General features: G+C 71.8%; 15 protein-coding genes. 7 read left to right on the top strand and 8 right to left on the bottom strand.

The window, feature by feature from the left end; translation table 11 throughout:
- The first annotated feature begins 39 nt into the window (after positions 1-39).
- Positions 40-570 carry a MarR family winged helix-turn-helix transcriptional regulator gene (locus ABD951_RS06050; protein ID WP_345342861.1) on the top strand — a complete coding sequence of 177 codons (531 nt, stop codon included), beginning with the start codon at positions 40-42 and terminating at the stop codon, positions 568-570.
- Positions 571-598: 28 nt separating this feature from the next.
- Complete coding sequence (locus ABD951_RS06045) at positions 599-1,474, top strand: DUF7159 family protein (RefSeq protein WP_345342860.1); 876 nt, start codon at positions 599-601, stop codon at positions 1,472-1,474.
- Positions 1,475-1,480: 6 nt separating this feature from the next.
- Here the strand turns inward: ABD951_RS06045 and ABD951_RS06040 are convergent, their stop codons facing one another.
- The 5 genes from ABD951_RS06040 to ABD951_RS06020 are packed head-to-tail and all read right to left on the bottom strand — an operon-like array spanning position 1,481 to position 6,903.
- A complete protein-coding gene (locus ABD951_RS06040) occupies positions 1,481-2,257 on the bottom strand; it encodes an enoyl-CoA hydratase (protein ID WP_345342859.1) in 777 nt (258 codons plus the stop codon).
- Entirely contained in the window at positions 2,254-3,156 is a 903-nt protein-coding gene (mmsB, locus tag ABD951_RS06035; protein ID WP_345342858.1) for a 3-hydroxyisobutyrate dehydrogenase, read from the bottom strand. The genes ABD951_RS06040 and mmsB overlap by 4 nt, the downstream gene beginning before the upstream one ends.
- Before the next feature lie 3 nt (positions 3,157-3,159).
- Positions 3,160-4,242, bottom strand: coding sequence for an enoyl-CoA hydratase/isomerase family protein (locus ABD951_RS06030; protein WP_425569787.1), 1,083 nt, complete (start codon positions 4,240-4,242; stop codon positions 3,160-3,162).
- The gene (locus ABD951_RS06025; protein WP_345342857.1) at positions 4,239-5,390 is read right to left on the bottom strand and encodes an acyl-CoA dehydrogenase family protein; all 1,152 of its coding nucleotides are present in this window, start codon (positions 5,388-5,390) and stop codon (positions 4,239-4,241) included. The genes ABD951_RS06030 and ABD951_RS06025 overlap by 4 nt, the downstream gene beginning before the upstream one ends.
- Positions 5,391-5,400: 10 nt before the next feature.
- Entirely contained in the window at positions 5,401-6,903 is a 1,503-nt protein-coding gene (locus tag ABD951_RS06020) for a CoA-acylating methylmalonate-semialdehyde dehydrogenase (protein WP_345342856.1), read from the bottom strand.
- A gap of 214 nt (positions 6,904-7,117) precedes the next feature.
- Here ABD951_RS06020 and ABD951_RS06015 point away from each other — a divergent pair, with 214 nt between their 5' ends.
- Positions 7,118-7,891: an SDR family NAD(P)-dependent oxidoreductase gene (locus ABD951_RS06015; protein ID WP_345342855.1), complete on the top strand. Its 774-nt coding sequence runs from the start codon at positions 7,118-7,120 to the stop codon at positions 7,889-7,891.
- Between the two features lie 4 nt (positions 7,892-7,895).
- On the opposite strand, the gene ABD951_RS06010 is transcribed toward ABD951_RS06015, so the two are convergent.
- Positions 7,896-8,606: an SWIM zinc finger family protein gene (locus ABD951_RS06010; protein WP_345342854.1), complete on the bottom strand. Its 711-nt coding sequence runs from the start codon at positions 8,604-8,606 to the stop codon at positions 7,896-7,898.
- Entirely contained in the window at positions 8,603-11,473 is a 2,871-nt protein-coding gene (locus ABD951_RS06005) for a DEAD/DEAH box helicase (RefSeq protein WP_345342853.1), read from the bottom strand. Before ABD951_RS06005 ends, ABD951_RS06010 begins: the two co-directional genes overlap by 4 nt.
- 124 nt (positions 11,474-11,597) lie before the next feature.
- Here ABD951_RS06005 and ABD951_RS06000 point away from each other — a divergent pair, with 124 nt between their 5' ends.
- The 4 genes from ABD951_RS06000 to hutG all read left to right on the top strand — a co-directional run bounded on the left by ABD951_RS06000 (position 11,598) and on the right by hutG (position 15,905).
- A complete protein-coding gene (locus tag ABD951_RS06000; RefSeq protein ID WP_345342852.1) occupies positions 11,598-11,915 on the top strand; it encodes a hypothetical protein in 318 nt (105 codons plus the stop codon).
- Between the two features lie 179 nt (positions 11,916-12,094).
- Positions 12,095-13,777: a urocanate hydratase gene (gene hutU / locus ABD951_RS05995; protein ID WP_345342851.1), complete on the top strand. Its 1,683-nt coding sequence runs from the start codon at positions 12,095-12,097 to the stop codon at positions 13,775-13,777.
- Positions 13,777-14,943, top strand: a complete 1,167-nt coding sequence (gene hutI / locus ABD951_RS05990) for an imidazolonepropionase (RefSeq protein ID WP_345342850.1) — start codon at positions 13,777-13,779, stop codon at positions 14,941-14,943. The genes hutU and hutI overlap by 1 nt, the downstream gene beginning before the upstream one ends.
- Positions 14,940-15,905, top strand: a complete 966-nt coding sequence (hutG, locus tag ABD951_RS05985; protein WP_425569786.1) for a formimidoylglutamase — start codon at positions 14,940-14,942, stop codon at positions 15,903-15,905. The genes hutI and hutG overlap by 4 nt, the downstream gene beginning before the upstream one ends.
- 72 nt (positions 15,906-15,977) lie before the next feature.
- On the opposite strand, the gene ABD951_RS05980 is transcribed toward hutG, so the two are convergent.
- Complete coding sequence (locus ABD951_RS05980) at positions 15,978-19,271, bottom strand: protein kinase domain-containing protein (protein WP_345342849.1); 3,294 nt, start codon at positions 19,269-19,271, stop codon at positions 15,978-15,980.
- Positions 19,272-19,934 lie beyond the last annotated feature (663 nt).

Raw genomic sequence — 19,934 nt, 5'->3', positions numbered from 1 at the left:
GCGCGGGACCTCGGCTCGCGTCGTGGGATGATGTCGAGCATGCCGTCACAACCCCTGCCACTCGATCCCATCGAGGAAGCCCACCGCCAGTGGGAGGCCCACGGGTGGGGTGACGTCGCCGACGGGATGGCCGCGGTGACGTCGGTGATGCGCGCGCAGCAGATCATGATCGCGCGCGTCGAGGAGGTCCTCAAGCCGACCGGGTTGACCTTCTCCCGCTACGAGCTGCTCACGCTGCTGACGTTCACCCGGTCCGGGGCGTTGCCGATGGCGAAGGCCAGTGCGCGCCTGCAGGTTCACCCGACGTCGGTCACCAACGCCGTCGACCGGCTCGAGAAGGCCGGCCTCGTGCGCCGCATGCCGCACCCGAGCGACCGGCGTGCCACACTCATCGAAATCACCCAGGCGGGACGCGATCTGGCGGTCGACGCGACGGAGCGGCTCAACAGCGAGGTGTTCGCACGGCCCGGGCTGTCCGCGGACAAGCTCGACACCCTCGTGCGGATTCTCGCGGAGTTGCGGCGCGAGGCCGGCGATTTCGACACCGGGGGCGCGCCCACCAAGTGGTGACGACGGTCGACGACGAGGAGTGACGAGAGTGGTCCTGGTTCTCGGCGTGTCCGCCGGTTCGAGCGGCGCCCGCGCGGTGCTGGCGCACCCGGACCGCCCCCACCACGAACCGGTGGCGCGCTGCGACGTTCGGCTCCGCGTGGGCGCGGCCCTCGGCGAGCCGATGATCTCGGCCATCCGCACGCTGCGGACGGTCGCGATCGAGCGCGGTGAGATGGTGGCCGCGACCGCGGTGACGTTGCGGACCGGGCTCGAACCGGAAGTGGTGCAGTCGCTCAGCGCCGCCACGACCCGCCAGCACGTCGAGGTCCTGCCGGAGACGGCGGCGCAGGTCCGGTACCTGAGGTTCACCGGGGCACTGCCGCGGCACGGAACGGCGGTGCTGTACGACGTCGGCAGTTCCGGGTTGTCGATCGCGGTCGCCGATGGCGCGACCGGGGAGGTGCTCGCGGCGCGGCGCAGCGCGATGGTGTGCGGCGACCGGATCGACCAGCTGCTGCAGGAACAGCTGGCCGCACAGGGCGTGTGGCGGGGCCTCTCCTGGTGCCGCGACGTCAAGGAGCAGCTCGCGCACGAGCGGGTGGTCACGGCCACCGACCCCCGGACCGGTGCGGCCACCGTGGTGACGACGGGCGACCTGGTCGATCTGAGCCGAGCGGACGTGATCCAGTCGGTGTCGCTGCTGCACACCATGATCCGCGAGACCGGCACGACGCCGGCGGTGCTGGTGCTGCTCGGGGGCGGCGCGCACCTTCCCGGTCTGCGCGAGCGTCTCGAGTCACTGCTGCGGATCCCGGTGTCGGCGGCGCCGGACCCGACGTCGGTGGCGGGGCGGGGAGCGGTGCTCCTCGCCGCCGCCACCGCGGGCCCGGCGCGGTGGGGGCCCTCGCGAAACGACTGGTGACCGGTCTCAGCCGTTCACGAACTTCGGGGCGCGCTTCTCGACGAACGCCGCCATGCCTTCCTTCTGGTCGGCGGTCGCGAACGTCGAATGGAACACGCGCCGTTCGAACTTCACGCCCTCGGCGAGGGTGGTCTCGAAGGACCGGTTGACGGCCTCCTTCGCCATCATCGCGATCGGCAGCGACATCGACGCGATCGCGGTCGCGGCCTCGAGCGCGACGGCCTGCAGGTCCGCCGCGGGCACGACCCGGGCGACGAGCCCCGCCCGCTCGGCCTCCTCCGCATCCATGTTGCGGCCGGTCAGGCACAGGTCCATCGCCTTGGCCTTGCCCACCGCGCGGGTGAGCCGCTGCGAGCCGCCGATGCCGGGGATGACGCCGAGCTTGATCTCCGGCTGCCCGAACTTGGCGGTGTCGGCGGCGATGATGAAGTCGCACAGCATCGCCAACTCGCAGCCGCCGCCGAGCGCGTACCCGGCGACCGCGGCGACGATCGGGGTGCGCACCGAGGACAGCCGATCCCACTGGGAGAACAGGTCTTCGCCGTAGACCTGTGCGAACGTCTTCGGCTGCATCTCCTTGATGTCGGCGCCGGCCGCGAAGGCCTTCTCGGAACCGGTGATCAGGATCGCGCCGATCTCGTCGTCCGCGTCGAACGCCTCGACCGCGGCGACGACCTCACGCATCAGCTGGCTGTTGAGCGCGTTGAGGGCCTTCGGCCGGTTGAGGGTGACGACGCCGACGCGGCCGGTGCGCTCGGTCAGAATGGTCTCGTACTCGCTCACTTGGTTCCCTCGGATCGGGTGCGGATGTCGTTGACGATGGCGGAGAAGTCCAGGCCGCCATTGCCCTCGGTGTTGAAGCGGTGGTAGATCTCGGCGGCGCGCAGCCCCAGTCCGTCCTCGACGCCGTTGGCGCGCAGCGCGTTCGACGCCAGACCGAGGTCCTTGTCCATCAGCGCCGCGGCGAAACCGGGCTGGTAGTCGTTGTTCGCGGGGCTGGTCGGCAGCGGTCCGGGAACCGGGCAGTAGCTGGTCAGCGACCAGCACTGGCCGGACGCGTTGGACGCGACGTCGAACAGCGCCTGGTTGGTCAGGCCGAGCTTCTCCCCGAGGACGAACGCCTCGCTGACCGCGATCATCGAGATGCCGAGGATCATGTTGTTGCAGATCTTCGCGGCCTGGCCGACCCCGGATCCGCCGCAGTGCACGACCTTGGCGCCCATGACGTCGAGCAGCGGGTGCGCGGAGGCGAAGTCGGCCTCGGAACCGCCGACCATGAACGCGAGCGTGCCGGCCGCGGCGCCCGCGACACCACCCGAGACGGGGGCGTCGACGGCGCGATGCCCGGCCGCGTGCGCCTTGTCGGCGGCGGCCTTCGCGTCGGCGACGTCGATCGTCGAGCTGTCGACGAACAGTGTGTTCGGCTTCGCGGCCGCGAGGATCTCGTCGTACAGGTCGAGCACCAGCTTGCCGTTCGGCAGCATGGTGATGACCACGTCCACGTCGGCGACCGCCGCGACGGCGGTGTCGGTGACCGTGAGGCCGTCCTTGTGCGCCTGCTCCTGCGCGGCGGGCACCGGGTCGTACCCGGTGACCGCGTAGCCGGCCTTGACGAGGTTCGCCGCCATCGGGCCACCCATGTGCCCGAGGCCGAGGAACGCGACGGTCGGTTGAGTGCTCATCTGTCAGACCCCTTCGAGATCGGGTGCGGCGAGACCGAGTTCGAGCTCGCCGAGCGGCTGGAAGTAGCGGTCCACGTCGCCCTCGGTGACGTCGGCGAGGGTGGCCGGCGACCACGCCGGGTTGCGGTCCTTGTCGACGACCTGCGCACGGATCCCCTCGACGAGGTCGTGGGAGGACAGCGCCGCGACGGAGACCCGGAACTCCTCGTTGAGGACCTCCTCGAGGCTGCCGAGGGTGCGGGCGTGGCGCAGCGAGCGCAACGCTACCTTCTGGGCGACCGGCGACTTGGCGAGGACCTGCTCGGCCGCCTTCGCCGCCTCGGGGATGCCCGCGGCCTGCAGCCGCGCGACGATCTCCTCGACGGTGTCCGCGGAGTAGGCGGCGTCGATCCACGAACGCTGCGCCAGCAGCGGGGACTCCGGCGCGGGACGCTCGAACTGCGCCAGCGCATCGGCGACCGACCCGGATTCGAGGGCCGCCACGAAACCACCCAGCGACTCGGACGGCACGAAGTGGTCCGCGAAGCCGAGTGCGATCGCGTCGCCGGCGTTCATCCGGCCGGTGGTCAGCGCGACGTGCGTGCCGATCTCGCCCGGTGTGCGGGCGAGCAGGTGGGTGCCGCCCACGTCGGGCACGAACCCGATGCCGGTCTCCGGCATCGCGATCGAGGAGCGTTCGGTGACGACGCGAACGCTGCCGTGCGCGGAGATGCCGACACCGCCGCCCATCACGATGCCGTCCATGATCGCGACGTACGGCTTCGGGTAACGGCCGATCGCGGCGTTGAGGATGTACTCGTCCCGCCAGAACTCGCGGGACCCGGTCCGCCCGAACTTCGCGTCGTCGTGGATCGCGACGATGTCGCCGCCGGCGCACAGGCCGCGCTCCCCCGCCCCGTCGACGACCACCGCGCGCACCGCGGGGTCGGCCTCCCACTCGACCAGCGCGGCCGCCATCGCCCGCACCATCGCGTGGTTGAGGGCGTTGATCGCCTTGGGCCGGTTCAGGGTCAGTCGCCCGACTCCTCCGACCCGGGCGACGAGCACCTCGGCCTCGGTCAACGGAGCCTCGTTCGCGTCACTCACGCCGCGCCTGCCTTTCCTGCGATCACGCTGCGGGCGACGACCACGCGCATGATCTCGTTGCTTCCCTCGAGGATCTGGTGGACACGCAGATCCCGGACGATCTTCTCCAGACCGTACTCGGAGAGATAGCCGTAGCCACCGTGCATCTGCAGCGCCCGGTTGGCGACCTCGAATCCGGTGTCGGTGGCGAACCGCTTGGCCATCGCGCACAACTCGACCTTGTCGGGGGCGTCCGCGTCGAGCGCGGCCGCCGCCCTCCACAGCAGGGTGCGGGCCGCCTCCAGTTCGGTGCGCATGTCCGCGAGCTGGAACTGCAGCGCCTGCGACTGCAGCAGCGGCGCACCGAAGGCGCGCCGGTCCGCGAGGTGGTCGACGGCCTTGCGCAGCGCCGCCTCGGCCCCGCCGACCGAGCAGGCCGCGATGTTCAGCCGGCCGCCGTTGAGGCCGGCCATCGCGATCCGAAAGCCGTTGCCCTCACCGCCGAGCAGGTTCGCCGCAGGCACCCGAACGGCGTCCATGATGACCTGCCGGGTCGGCTGTGCGTTCCAGCCCATCTTCTTCTCGTTGGCGCCGAAGGACAGCCCCTCCGCGTCCTTCGGGACGATGAACGCCGAGATGCCGCGCGCCCCGGTGTCACCGGTGCGCGCCATCACCACGTACACGTCCGACGTGCCCGCACCGGAGATGAACTGCTTGACGCCGGTGAGCAGGTAGTCGTCGCCGTCGCGAACGGCCTTGGTGGCCAACGCCGCCGCATCCGACCCGGCGCCCGGCTCGGTCAGGCAGTAGCTGCCGAGGTGCTCCATCGAGGCGAGCCGGGGCACCCACTGGTGCCGCTGCTTGTCGGTGCCGAACGTGTCGATCATCCACGTGACCATGTTGTGGATCGAGATGTACGCGGCGATCGACGGGTCGCCGGTCGCGAGCTGCTCGAAGATGCGGGCCGCGTCGAGCCGGGTCAGGCCCGACCCACCCACGTCCTCGCGGATGTAGATGCCGCCCATGCCGAGCGCGCCGGCCTTGCGCAGCACGTCCACCGGGAAGTGCTTGGACTGGTCCCACTCGATCGCGTTGGGCGCCAGGAACTCCGCGGCGAAGTCGCGGGCGGTCTCGGAGATCGCCCGCTCGTCGTCGGTGAGGGTGAACACGAAACCGCTCCTAGTTCATCGTCGGGATGACGAAGTGGTTGGTCTCTTCCTTCTTCCCGGAGGGCCAGCGCTGGGTGACCGTCTTGGTCTTGGTGTAGAAGCGGAACGAGTCGGGACCGTGCTGGTTGAGGTCGCCGAAACCGGAGCGCTTCCAGCCGCCGAAGGTGTGGTACGCGATCGGCACCGGGATCGGGACGTTGACGCCGACCATGCCGACGTTGACGCGGTTGGTGAAGTCGCGCGCGGTGTCGCCGTCGCGGGTGAAGATCGCGACGCCGTTGCCGTACTCGTGCTCGGTCGGCAGGCGCAGCGCCTCCTCGTAGTCCGCGGCACGCGCGACGAGCAGCACCGGACCGAAGATCTCCTCCTTGTAGATCCGCATGTCGGTGGTGACCTTGTCGAACAGGGTCGCGCCGGCGAAGAAGCCGTTCTCGTGGCCGTCGAGGGTGAAGCCACGGCCGTCGACGACCGCCTCGGCACCCTCGTCGAGACCGATCTGGATGTAGTTGTTCACCCGGTCGAGCGCGTCCTTGCTGACCAGCGGGCCGAAGTCGGCGCCCTCGTCGTCGCTACGACCGATCTTCAGCTTGGCGACCCGCTCGGTGAGCTTCGCGACCAGCGCGTCGGCGGTCTCCTCGCCGACCGGGACCGCGACGGAGATGGCCATGCAGCGCTCGCCCGCGGAGCCGTAGCCGGCGCCGATCAGGGCGTCGGCGACCTCGTCGAGGTCGGCGTCGGGCATCACGACGGCGTGGTTCTTGGCCCCGCCGAAGCACTGCGCGCGCTTGCCGTGCGCGGCCGCGGTCTCGTAGATGTACTGCGCGATCGGGGTGGAGCCGACGAAGCCGACCGCCTTGATCCGGTCGTCGGTGAGCAGCACGTCGACGACCTCCTTGTCGCCGTTGACCACGTTGAACACGCCGGCGGGCAGGCCGGCCTCGACGAACAGCTCCGCGAGGCGCAGCGGCACCGAGGGGTCGCGCTCGGACGGCTTGAGGATGAACGCGTTGCCTGCGGCGAGCGCCGGGCCCGCCTTCCACAGCGGGATCATCGCCGGGAAGTTGAACGGGGTGATGCCGGCGACGACGCCCAGCGGCTGCCGCATCGAGTAGACGTCGATGCCGGTGCCTGCGGACTCGGTGTACTCGCCCTTGAGCAGGTGCGGGGCACCGAGGGCGAACTCGATGACCTCGAGGCCGCGCTGGATGTCGCCCTTGGCGTCGGGGATGGTCTTGCCGTGTTCGGACGAGAGCAGCCGGGCGAGCGAGTCCATCTCCTCCTGCACGAGCTGGAGGAACTTCATCAGGACGCGGGCCCGCTTCTGCGGGTTGAAGGCCGCCCACTCACGCTGCGCGTCCACCGCGTTGGCGATGATCGCCTCGGTCTCGGCCTTGTCGGCGAGCGGTACACGCGCCTGCACCTCGCCGGTGTTGGGGTCGTAGACGTCCCCGAACTTGTCGGAGGTACCGGGGACGCGCTTGCCGCCCACGAAGTGGGTGAGTTCCTGAACCATTTTTCCTGTCCTGACTGAAGCGAAGGCCACCTGAGGAATCCGCACCCACACCGCGGGTACGGAGGAGTTCTCGAATATGTGCCCATCCTATAGTTGGAAGTCCATGTATGTCTAGGCGAACCCTGCCGCGGGGCGTGCGCCGCGCCGGGCGACGTAGCCGCTGAGCGGGAGGGGAGTCTTGTGCACCGCCGCCGGAAGAGCGGACGCTGAGCCCATGTCTGAATCCACCAACTCCTCCCTCACGACCGCCGTCGTCGTCACCGGCGGTGCATCCGGGATCGGCCTCGCCTCCGCCCGCGCCCTCGCCGAGGCCGGCCGGCCCGTCGCCCTCTGGGACCTCAACGAGGCCAAGGCCAAGGCCGAGGCGGACGCGATCGCCACCGAGTTCGGGATCACCGCGATCGGCGTCGGCGTCGACCTGAGCAACCCGGACCTCTACGCGGACGCGCTCGCCACCACCCGCGCGGCGCTGCCGAACATCGGCGGCCTCGTGCACGCCGCCGGCGTCGTCGACCAGGGTTCGCTCGAGGGCGTCACCGTCGACGTGTGGGATCTGGGCATCAACACCCACCTGCGCCCGCTGGTCCTGCTGACCAAGGAGCTGCTGCCGGACTTCCAGGCCAACCCGGGCTCGGCGATCGTCGGCATCTCGTCGATCAACGCCCACCTCGGCAACGCGATCAACCCGGTCTACTCCGCGGCCAAGGGCGGCATGCTCGCCGTCGTGCGCTCGCTCGCCGACCGGCTCGGCCCCGAGGGCATCCGCATCAACTGCGTCTCCCCCGGCCAGATCCTCACCCCGATGCTGCAGCCGACGGTCGACCTGCTGCCCGAGGGCACCTTCGAGCGCCGCATCCTCATGGGCCGCCTCGGCAAGCCGGAGGAGGTCGGCCGCGCCGTGCGATTCATGCTCTCCGACGAGGCCAGCTACATCACGGCCAGCGAGCTGGTGGTCGACGGCGGCAACATCTCCTCGCAGCGTATGTGAGTCGTCAGTCCCCGCCGAGCGCGCGGTAGAGGGCGTCGAGGTCTCGCAGGCCCTGCGCCACCGCGCGCTCGTCGGGCGCCGTCGCCCGCAGCGCGGACCGCAGGTGCCCGGGGTTCAGATCCCGTGGCGCCGCAGCGAATTCCGGCCGCGGTAGCGCCGGAAGCTCGGTGCCCTCGCCGTACCAGTCGCGGGGATCCGGTGCGACCTCGGCGCTCGCGTCCACCCCGCGGATCAGCGAATCGAGGTCGACGCCGCGCAGGGTGAGCAGCGTCGTCGGAGTCGAGTCGACGTGCTCCGCGGTCACCGTCACCAGGGCGGCCGCGTGCCGGCACAGCCACCCCTGATCGGGACACGTGCACCCGAAGTCGACGTCCCCGGGCCCGGCGGGCAGCAGCAACTCGCCGAGCTCGGCGGGCAGCGCGCCCGACGCGACCGCGGCCAGTAGTCCGGGCGTCCCCCGGACCCGGCCGATCACCTCACCGACCGCGTCCTCGTCCAGGCGGCGGATCGTGACGGTCGCGGTGAAGGGCTCGTTCTGACTGCCCTGCACCTCCCCGACCACCAGGCCCGGCGCGACCCGCACGCCGAACACCTGCCCGGCCCGGACATGACTGCGCCCACGGCCGAGCCGGCCGCTCGCGCCGCCCCTCTCGATCGCCGACAGCAACGAGCGCCCCCACCCGGACCCGCGCCGCGACACCGCCCGGCCGGTCATTCGCCCACCGCGTCGTCGTCGAGCGCCATCAGTGCGGTCAGCTCGTCGTCGCTCATCTCGGTGATCCACCTCTCGCCCACCCCGACGGCCAGATCGGCCAGCTCCGCCTTCCCGGTGAGCATCGCGTCGATCCGCTCCTCCAGCGTTCCCACGCACAGCAACTTGCGCACCTGTACGTCGCGGCGCTGCCCGATCCGGTACGCCCGGTCGGTGGCCTGGTTCTCGACCGCGGGATTCCACCAGCGGTCCAGGTGCACAACGTGATTGGCGGCAGTCAGGTTCAGTCCGGTGCCACCCGCCTTGAGCGAGAGCAGCATGATCGGGGCGCCGGCGCCGCCCTGCTGGAACGACTGCACCATCGCGTCCCGGGCGGTGCGCGACACGCCACCGTGCAGGAACGGCACCTCGGTGCCGAACCGCTCGACGAGGTACCCGGCGACGATCGACCCGAATTCACGGAACTGGGTGAACAACAGCACCCGTTCCCCCTCCGCGAGCACCGAGTCGACGACGTCCTCGACGAGCGCCAGTTTCCCGGAGCGGTGCCGGCCGCGCCGCAGTACCGGCGACCCGTCGGCGAGAAAATGCGCGGGATGGTTGCACACCTGCTTGAGCCGGGTCAGCGACGCGAGGACCACCCCCTTGCGGGCCCGGGGGTTGTCGGCGTCCCGCAGCCGCCGGGTCATGTCGTCGAGGACCGCCCGGTACAGGCTCGCCTGCTCGACGGTCAGGTTGGCCCGCACCGTGAGCTCGAGCTTGTCCGGCAGGTCCGAGATCACCGCCGGATCGGTCTTGACCCGGCGTAACACGAACGGCGACGTCACCGCCTTCAGCCGCACCAGCGCACCGGCGTCCTGCTCGCGTTCGATCGGCACCGCGAACCGGGCCCGGAACTGCTGCGCCGACCCGAGCAGCCCGGGGTTCGCGAAGTCGAGGATCGACCGCAGTTCCTCGAGACGGTTCTCGACCGGCGTGCCGGTCAACGCGAGCCGGTGCCGCGCCGGGACCGACCGGACCGCCCGCGACTGCGCGGTACCGGCATTCTTCACGTGCTGCGCCTCATCGAGAACGATTCTCTCCCAGACGATCTCACGGATCTCCGCGACGTCGCGGGCCGCGAGGGCGTAGGTCGTCACGACGAGATCGTGGGCCGCCGCCGCGGCCCGCAGCGCGGCGCCGCGCAGGCGACCGGACCCGTGATGGACGTGCACCCGCAGGCCGGGAGTGAAGGTCGCGGCCTCCCGCTGCCAGTTGCCGACCACCGACATCGGACACACCAGCAGCGTCGGCGACACGGTTCCTCGCGGCGGCTCCGCTCCGCTGCGCGCCTGGGTGCCACGGGGCGGCTCCGCTCCGCTGCGCGCCTGGCCGGCTTCGCGCTCGTGGGCGAGCAGCGCCAGCAGCTGCACGGTCTTGCCGAGCCCCATGTCGTCGGCGAGGATCGCGCCGAGACCGAGGCGGTTCATCAGCGCCAGCCACTCCAGCCCCCGCTGCTGGTACGGGCGCAGTGTCGCGGCCAGGCCCGCGGGCGCGGGCACCGCGGTCGGGACGGACCGCGCATCCAGCAACGCCGCGGCCCACCCCGTCGAGGTGATCTCGTCGACCGGCACCGGCGCCGCCGCGGAGACCAGTTCGCCGAGCAGGCCGCCGAGGGTCGACGCGCTGCCGGGGTCGCGGGCCCCGACGTAGGCCGCGGCCTTCGCCAGCGCCGCACCGTCCGCCTGCACCCACTGGCCGCGCAGCCGCACCAGGTCCGCCGTGGACCGTGCCAGCCGATCCAGTTCGTCGGACGTCAGCACCATGTCGCCGACCGCGAGTTCCCAGTTGTAGGACAGCAACTGGCCGAGTCCGACGGCCCGCTCGTCGGTGTCGAGCAGCACCGCCGGGCTCGTCACGCGCAACCGCAGCGACGGCGCCGCGACCACCCACTCACGCGGCAGCAGCAGCGTCACCCCGGCCGCGGCGAGGGCGCGGGCCCCGTGGGCGACCAGGTCGGTGACCACCGGCAGCGGCAGCAGCAGGTCGAGACTGTCCGGGTCGGAGGGCACCGCCCGCAGTCGCGGGTACGCCTCCATCGCGACACCGAGGCCCCGCAGCGCGACGCGCATCATGTCGGGGTCGGTGAACCGGACCGGCACCGGCGCGGGCGCCTCCCCGGCCGGGCGCAGGCACACCTCCAGCCGCCACAGCACCGTCTCCGGATCGCTCGCGATGTCCCCGGACCGCGCCTCGTCGGGTTCGACGAGCCGCAGCACCAGGTCCGGTTCCTCGGCGGACAGCGACGCCCGCCAGCGGGTCAGCTCCACCTCGGCCCGCCCGCTGCCCTCCCCCGGCGCCACCAACGGGGAGTCGGTGAGCAACGCGTGCAGCAACGGGTGCGCGCTGTCGCGGCCACCGAGGCGGTCCCGCACGATCGGGTCGGTGAGCCGGTCGACGAAGTCGTCGAGAGCCTGCCGACCGCCGGCGGCGCGCAGCACCCCGGGCATCGCGGTCGCGAGCTCGGCGAGCCAGGCACGTTGGCGGTCCCCGCCGAGCAGCCGCCACCGCGCCGACCACAGCCCGTCCTCCCGGCGCAGCTCCGGCACCACCCGCCCGGCGTCGGCCCACCGCCGGACGCCGCGTGCGACATGGACCAGGTACCGCAGGTCCCCCGGCAGCCGCGGATCACCGGCGGGCAGGTCGAGCAGCAGCGCGGCCGCGGCCGCGGGGGCCAACGCCACCGCGGGCACCGTGACGTCCGTCAGGGTGCCGTCGCCGTTCGGCAGGGTGACCGTGACCCGGTGCCGGAACCGGCGCTCGAGCAGGCCGGGCAGCGGCGACGGCAGGTCGGCCGCGTCGACCGGTGCGGCGGCGTCACGCCAGAGCATCAACCCGGCTCCGGGAGACCACACCGCATGCACCACCGGACCATCCAACCACCCGACCCCGACAACTGGATTTACGGGTGTGACCAGCGGGATAATGCCAGTGGCCGAACGTCGGGAGGGTCTGATGACCATACTGATCCAGGTCCTCGAGCAGGGCTATGCACACGGCACGCCGTGGCAGCAGCGCAAGTACCAGTTCGTCGACGCCGCACACGTGGTCGGTCTGCGCCTGGACGGCCGGTCCGGGGTGTGGCTGGACATGGTCCGGCCCGGCGAGTCGCACCAGCTGGCGGCCACCCCGGTCCCCGAGCAGTCCCTCTACTTCCTGCTGCGGATCGTCGACGAGCTCGCCACCTGCTACCGGCAGGGCGGCTACTGGCTGATCGGGCACGACGGCGTCAACCTGGACTCGATCGCCGCGACCCGCTTCCCGCTTCCGTGAGAACCCGGTCGCGGCCCTGAACCGCCCGCGCGCCGGAACCCGGTCCCGGGGCCGAACCCGGCCGCGGTGAACGACCGAGGCGGCCACCGCATTCGTCGATGCAATCCTCACCGCCCGGCCACGAGCTGCCCGATACTGGATCTTGGACGTCGACCCAGTGACCACCACGGGAGTTGGCCATGCCACGCGAAACAGCACCGTCGTACGAATCCGGCCCCCGGCCGGTACGCGCCCCGCGCGGGCCGGCGCTCACGTGCCGCGGCTGGCCGCAGGAGGCGGCGCTGCGGATGTTGATGAACAACCTCGACCCCGAGGTCGCCGAGCGCCCCGACGACCTGGTGGTCTACGGCGGCACCGGCCGGGCCGCACGCAGCTGGGCGGCGTTCGACGCGATCGTCCGCACCCTGACGACACTCGCCGACGACGAGACGCTGCTGGTGCAGTCGGGCAAGCCGGTCGGGGTGCTGCGCACCCACGAATGGGCGCCGCGGGTGCTGATCGCGAACTCGAACCTGGTCGGCGACTGGGCGAACTGGGAGGAGTTCCGCCGGCTCGAGTCCCTGGGCCTGATCATGTACGGGCAGATGACCGCGGGTTCCTGGATCTACATCGGCAGCCAGGGCATCCTGCAGGGCACCTACGAGACGTTCGGCGCGGTCGCGCGCGCACTCGGCCGGGACTCGCTGGCCGGAACGATCACCCTGACCGCGGGGCTCGGCGGGATGGGCGGGGCGCAGCCGCTGGCGGTCACGATGAACGGTGGTGTCGCGCTCTGTGTCGAGGTCGATCCGGCCCGGATCGCCCGCCGGATCGACCACGGGTACCTCGACGTGTCCACCGAGGACCCCGCGGAGGCCCTGACGCTCGCGATCGCGGCCCGCGACGAGCACCGGCCGCTGTCGATCGGGCTCCTCGGCAACGCCGCCGAGGTGCTGCCGAACCTGCTGGCGGCGGGGGCGCCGATCGACGTGGTCACCGACCAGACCTCCGCGCACGACCCGCTGAGCTACCTCCCGATCGGCGTCCCGGTCGAGGACTGGCACCGGCTCGCCGAAAAGGACCCCGCCCGGTTCACCGAGCAGGCCCGCGCCTCGATGGCCCGGCATGTCGCCGCGATGGTCGGATTCCAGGACGCCGGCGCGGAGGTGTTCGACTACGGCAACTCGATCCGCGACGAGGCCCGGAAGGGCGGCTACGACCGGGCCTTCGAGTTCCCCGGCTTCGTCCCCGCGTACATCCGCCCGCTGTTCGAGGAGGGGCGCGGGCCGTTCCGGTGGGCGGCCCTGTCGGGAGACCCGGCCGACATCGCGGCCACCGACCGCGCGATCCGCGACCTCTTCCCCGACGACCCGCACCTACGACGGTGGCTCACCCTGGCCGGCCAGAAGGTCCGGTTCGAGGGCCTGCCCGCCCGGATCTGCTGGCTCGGCCACGGGGAACGGCACCGGGCCGGACTGAAGTTCAACGGGATGGTCGCGTCCGGTGAGCTGTCCGCGCCGATCGTGATCGGCCGCGACCACCTCGACGGCGGGTCGGTCGCCTCTCCGTACCGGGAGACCGAGGCGATGGCGGACGGCTCGGACGCGATCGCCGACTGGCCGCTGCTGAACGCGCTGGTCAACACCGCGTCCGGGGCGTCGTGGGTGTCGATTCACCACGGCGGCGGCGTCGGCATGGGTCGCTCGATCCACGCCGGCCAGGTGTGCGTCGCCGACGGCACCGACCTCGCCGCCCGCAAGATCGAGCGGGTGCTGTCCAACGACCCGGCGACGGCGGTGCTGCGGCACGCGGACGCCGGGTACGACCGGGCCGTCGCGGTCGCCGCCGAGCACGACATCCGGATCCCGATGCGGGAGCGGTGATGACCGCCACCGCGGTCGACCACATCGGCTCCCTGGTCACCAACGACCCGCATGCGGGCCGCGGCCCGCTCGGCCTGATCCACGATGCCGCGGTGGTGTTCGACGAAGGGGTCGTGCAGTGGGTCGGGTCGCACTCGCGGGCCCCCGCCGCCGACGCCCGGCACGACCTGCAGGGCCGCGCCGCGCTCCCCGGGTTCGTCGACTCCCACGCGCACCTGGTGTTCTGCGGCGACCGGGCGGCCGAGTTCGCCGCTCGGATGAGCGGCGAAACCTACGACGCGGGAGGAATTCTCGCGACGATCGCCGCGACCCGGTCCGCCACGAACGCCGAACTCGCCGCGACCACCGGGCGGCTGGTCGCCGAGGCGCGGCGTACCGGCACGACGACGATCGAGTGCAAGTCCGGATACGGGCAGACCGTCGCAGACGAGCTGCGCGGACTGCAGGTCGCCGCGGCGTTCACCACGGAGACGACGCTGCTCGCCGCGCACCTCCCCCCGCCCGAGTTCGCCGGCCGCGCCGACGAGTACGTGGCGATGGTCTGCGACTGGATGATTCCGGTGTGCGCGCCGCACGCCCGGTGGATCGACGTGTTCTGCGAGGCGGGGGCCTTCGACGCCGATCAGTGCCGCGCCGTGCTGCGGGCGGGCATCGGCGCCGGGCTCGGCGCGCGCGTGCACGGCAACCAGCTCGGCCCCGGACCGGGCGTCCGGCTGGCGGTCGAACTGGGCGCCGCGTCGGTGGACCACGTCACCCACGTCACCGACGCCGACATCGACGCGCTGGCCGGCGGATCGACCGTGGCCACCCTGCTGCCCGGGGCCGACTTCTCCACGCGCGGACCGTATCCCGACGCCCGGCGGCTGCGTGACGCCGGTGTGACGCTGGCCCTCGCCACCGACTGCAACCCGGGGACGAGCTACACCACCAGCATGCCGTTCGTGGTCGCGCTCGCGGTCCGCGACCTGCACCTGAGCCCCGACGAGGCGGTGTGGTCGGCGACCGCAGGCGGTGCGGCGGCGTTGCGGCGGACCGACATCGGGGTCGTCGAGGTCGGCGCCCGGGCCGACCTGATCGGCCTCGACGCCCCCTCGCACCTGCATCTGGCGTACCGGCCGGGGGTCGACCTGGTCCACGAGGTGTGGAAGGACGGTGTGTTGCAGTGACGCGGACGACGGTGGTCACCGACATTCCTCCGCGCGAATGGTCGGGGCGCGACGACGGGCCCGGGCCGGAGCACCTGCGCTGGCACAGCGCGGTGACCGCGCTGGCACCCGGTGACGCACCCGGCGCCTGTGTGCTGGTCGGTTTCCGCTCCGACGAGGGGGTGCGCCGCAACCAGGGCCGACCCGGCGCGATCCGGGGTCCGGTCGCGCTGCGGCACGGACTGTCGTCCCTGGCCCTGCCCGAACCGGTGCGGATCCTCGACGCCGGCGACGTCGAGGTTGTCGGCGGTGACCTCGCCGGTGCCCAGCGCCGACTCGGCGGCGTCGTCTCCGGCCTGCTCGCCGGCGGGCATTTCGTGGTCGTGCTCGGCGGCGGTCACGAGGTGGCGTTCGGCAGTCATCTCGGGATCGCCGAGTCCGGACTGCCGGGGTCGGGCGTCCGCGTCGGCGTGCTGAACCTGGACGCGCACTTCGACCTGCGGGCCGATGCCGCACCGAGTTCGGGCACCCCGTTCCTGCAGATCGCCGAGTACGAGGCGGCGCTCGGGCGATCGCTGAACTACGCGGTGATCGGCGTCTCGCAGGCGAGCAACACCGTCGCCCTGTTCGAGCGTGCCGCCTCCCTCGGCGTCCGCTACCTGCTCGACGAGCGGTGCACAGCTCCGAACCTGCCGGCGGTCGACGTGTTCGTCGACGAGTTCCTGCACGGCTGCGACGCGGTCCATCTGTCCCTGGACCTGGACGTGCTGCCCGCCTCGGTCGCGCCGGGGGTCAGCGCGCCTGCCGTGTTCGGGGTGCCCCTGGAGGTGGTCGCGCACGTCTGCGAGAGCGTCGCCCGCAGCGGGAAACTCGTCCTGTTCGACGTCGCGGAACTGAGCCCCCGCTTCGACTTCGACAATCGGACCGCGCGGACCGCGGCCTGGCTGATCCACCGGGTGGTGACCGGGCGCGAGACCCGGTGACCGATATGGACACGAGTCACGGAAAGAACTTCATGCGCAGAACCCTCCACCGTCACCAAGGTTCGCTGGTGCTCAGTGTCGTCCCTGTTCGACGACCCAGGCCGCGATCTGCGCCCGGGAGGTGAAGCCGAGCTTCGCCAGGACGTGCTCGACGTGGCCGTCCGCGGTGCGTGGGGCGATGACCAGGCGGGTGGCGATCGCCTTGTTGGTCAGCCCCTCGGCGACGAGGTCGGCGACCTGCCGTTCCCGTTTGGTGAGCTCCGTCGACGGACCCGTGGACGGTGGTGCGGTGGCGGGTTCCTCGCCGAGGGCATAGGCGATGGCGGCGTCGAGATCGAACGAGCCGCCGTCGCGGTGTGCCGCCTCGAACGCCCGCGGACCGAGGGCCCGGCGGGTGTTTCGCTCGCACTCGTCGTGATGGACGAGCAGACCCGGGAACACCACGATGGAGGCACCCGCCAGCCGGCCCTGGGCCTGCGCGGCACCCATCAGAACGGCGGCGCGCCGGGCCCTGCCCTCGGCGGAGACTGTCCAGGCCAGGCCCTCGAGGCACGCCGCGGTCAGGAACGGGTCTCGCCACCGCCGGACCAGTCCGAGTGCCTGCTGCAGCAGCTGTGGCGGACGATCTCGATCGCCCTGACTCCACACCGCGACCGCGGTTGCCCACAGCGCGTGGGACCGAAAGACCGATTCGCCGTGGGATTCGGTGATCGCGAGGACCTTCTCGTGACTCTCGAGCGCCCGTGCGGTGTCCCGCTGCAGTTCGCGTGCCCATCCGAGGGTGAGGAGAACCGAAACCTGGGCGAGGAGGTCGCCTCGCGCGACGAACACGTCGAGAGCCCGTTCCAGTCGTACGCACGCAGACGCAAGATCACCGGACAGGAGCTCATAGCCCTCCACGGTCAATTCCAGGAATGCGAGCGCGAGCGGGTCCGTGGACTGGTCGGCGAGGGCCCGGGCCTCGCCGACCAGCGCGGCGGCCGCGGCGAAGTCTTCCTGAAGCTCGGTCAGTGTGTAGTTACGAGCCAACGCCCTGGCGCGAACCGCGGACGCGGCCGCGGGGGTGACGGCGAGGGCACGGTCGAGCCAGTGCCGTCCCTCACCGAACCGTCCGAGCGAGAGCCAGAACGGTTGCAGGGCACTCGCGAAGGCCAACACGGAGTCGGTGGCCGTGTCGTCGGCGAGGGCGAATTCGAGGGCCTCGCGGAGGTTGGGTTGTTCGCGGTCCAGACGGTCGATCCAGTCGAGCTGCCGGCCACCGATCCAGTCGGCCTCCGCGCGCTGCGCGAGCTGCCGGTACCAGTCCGCGTGTCGTCGCCGCAGGTCGAGGTACTCGCCCGAGGCCTGCAACTTCTCGCGGCCGTAGTCGCGCAGAATTTCGAGCATCCGGAACCGCACCACCGTGCCCGACTCCTCCCGGATCAGGATGGACTTGTCGACCAGGGCGGCCAGCACGTCGAGCAGCTCGCCCGCCTCCTCCTCGTCCCACCGGCACACCCGTTCGGCGGCGTCGAGCTCCACGCCGCCGGCGAACACCGACAACTGCGCCCAGAGCCACTGCTCGGCCGGGGTACACAACTCGTGACTCCAGTCGACACACAGGCGCAGGGCCTGCTGCCGGGTCGGCGCACCCCGGCCACCGCGGGCGAGCAGCGTGAAGCGGTCGGTCAGCCGCGCCAGGATCTGCTCGGGCGAGAGCACCCGCAACCGCGCCGCCGCGAGCTCGATCGCCAGCGGCAACCCCTCCACGCGAGCGCAGATCCGCGCCACGGTGGCCGCATTGCCGGCAGTGAGCTCGAAGCCCGGCAGCGCGGCTTCGGCGCGTTCGGCGAACAGGGTGACCGCGTCGTAGCGGGGCAGGCCGCGCAGCGACGGTTCTCGGTCCGGGTCGGGAAGCGTCAGCGGCGGCACCCGCAACACCGCCTCACCCCCTACGCTCAGGGCCTCGCGGCTGGTGGCGAGGATCCGCAGTTTCGGGCAGGCGGACAGGAGGGATTCGGCCAGCTGCGCCGTCGCATCGACCACCTGTTCGCAGTTGTCGAGGACCAGCAGCAGCTCCCGCGGCGCCAGGAAATCGACCAGGACCTGCTGCAGCGGCCGCGTCGACTGGGAACGCACACCCAGTGCGGCGGCGACCACGCCCTCCAGCAGCGCCCCGTCGTGTAGCTCGCCCAACTCGACCAGCCACACCCCGTCCGCGAACACCCGCCGGGCGCCCGTTGCGAGGTGCAGCGCCAGGCGTGTCTTGCCCACCCCACCGATCCCGGTCAACGTCACCAACCGAGAAACGGCCAGCAGCCGCTTCGCCTCGGCAAGTTCGGTGCGGCGGCCGATGAACGTGGAGAGCTCCGCCGGGAGATTCCCCCGGCCATTCGCCGAGGCATCGGTGGGCGGGCGGACGGGCGAGCGGCCGGTGGTCAGGGGCACCGGCACCGCCGGACCGCCCGCCTGCAGCGCGGTCCCCGATTCGGCGCGCAGTGCCATCTCGTCGACCGGGAACCCGCTCCGCGCCTGCAGCCCCTGGAGCCGTTCCCCGAGCGCCGTCGCAGTGGGCCGGTCCGCCGGTGCGCGGGCCATCGCGTGCTCGATCACCGCCGCCATCTCGTCGTCGACCCCGTCCTCGCGCAGGTCCGGCACCGGCGCGGTGGTGATCCGCAGGAACTGCGCCACCACCTGCTCGCCGCTGCGCCGCTCGAACGCCGCATGCCCGGTCAGCGCCGCGAACAACGTGGCGCCGAGCCCGTACACATCCGCGGCGGGCGTCGGCGGCTCCCCGCCGAGCACCTCCGGGGCGGTGAACGCCGGCGACCCGGTGACCGTGCCGGTCGCGGTCTCGAACCCGCCGGTGATGTGCGCGATACCGAAATCCGCCAGAGCGGGCTCGCCGTAGTCGGTGAGCAGGATGTTCGCCGGTTTGACGTCCCGATGCACGATCCCGGCCCGATGCGCGGCGGCGAGCGCCCCGGCCGTCTTCACCCCCAGCCGCAGCACCTCCTCCGCGGTGAGCGGACCGTGAACCCGGATCCGGGCGTCGAGGGACCCCTGCGAGTAATGCGGCATCACCAGATACGGCCGACCGCCCTCGGTGGTCCCGACCTGCAAAACCGCCGCGATGTTCGGATGCCCGGTCAACCGACCCATCGCCCGCTGCTCACGCAGGAACCGCTCCCTGTTCTCCTCGTCCAGCTCGGCGGTGAGCACCTTCACCGCCACCGTCCGCTCCAGCACCGTCTGGACGGCGCGGTACACCACTCCGAAGCCGCCGCGCCCGATCTCCTCGGCCTCGTCGAAACCCGCCGCACCCAACTCGGCCGCCACCGCAGTGGCCACGTCGCGTCGGGTTCCCAGCGGATCACTGTCGGTCATCAGGCACGTGCTCTCCGCCACCCCGCGACCCCCGACAGCCGGGCGGACATCCTCACAACTCGGGCGGTAGTACCCGTTCAGGATATCGCCGCGTCAGGTGCAGGATCCGATGCGGCGACGGCACCCCCGCCGGCGAGAACACGGTGTCATCGCCCGAGGGCACACGCAGGACTGCTGACCACCGGGGGGCGGGTTGGGGCCGCGGCAGCGTCAGGAGTTGCTCGCCCGTCTGGTCTGATCGGCTGCGCACGGGTCGGCTGCGACGACGGAACGCCTGGCGGTCTGCGCCCGCACACAGCCAAGCCGGGATTGCGATGTGTGCCGAGGGAGTGCACCACCGAGATGCGCGGCGGCCCTCCGGACTGAGGGCACCGGCGGGCCTGCACCGAACCCCTGGAGGGGCGACAACGGTGCGAGCCATCGACGAAGAGCGGTGAACGGCTCGACGGGGGCTCGCAGCGATCGACACAAGAATCGGCGGGCCAACCGTGAGGCCATGGCAGCTCCGTCCGCCCGCTCACCGCTCCTCGCGACCGGCCCGGTGGACGCTCGCTCAGGACAACCCGGCCGGTTCGACACTCGCGAGCCACCGCAAACACGAACTACCATCGCCCCGCGGCCGACCCGACCGGAGCCCGGCTTCCCGGCCCGACCTCGGGGGAG

Origin of the sequence: Rhodococcus olei (assembly GCF_039540555.1) — a bacterium.
Classification (GTDB): domain Bacteria; phylum Actinomycetota; class Actinomycetes; order Mycobacteriales; family Mycobacteriaceae; genus Rhodococcus_G; species Rhodococcus_G olei.
This window is presented reverse-complemented; position numbering and strand designations above follow the sequence as displayed.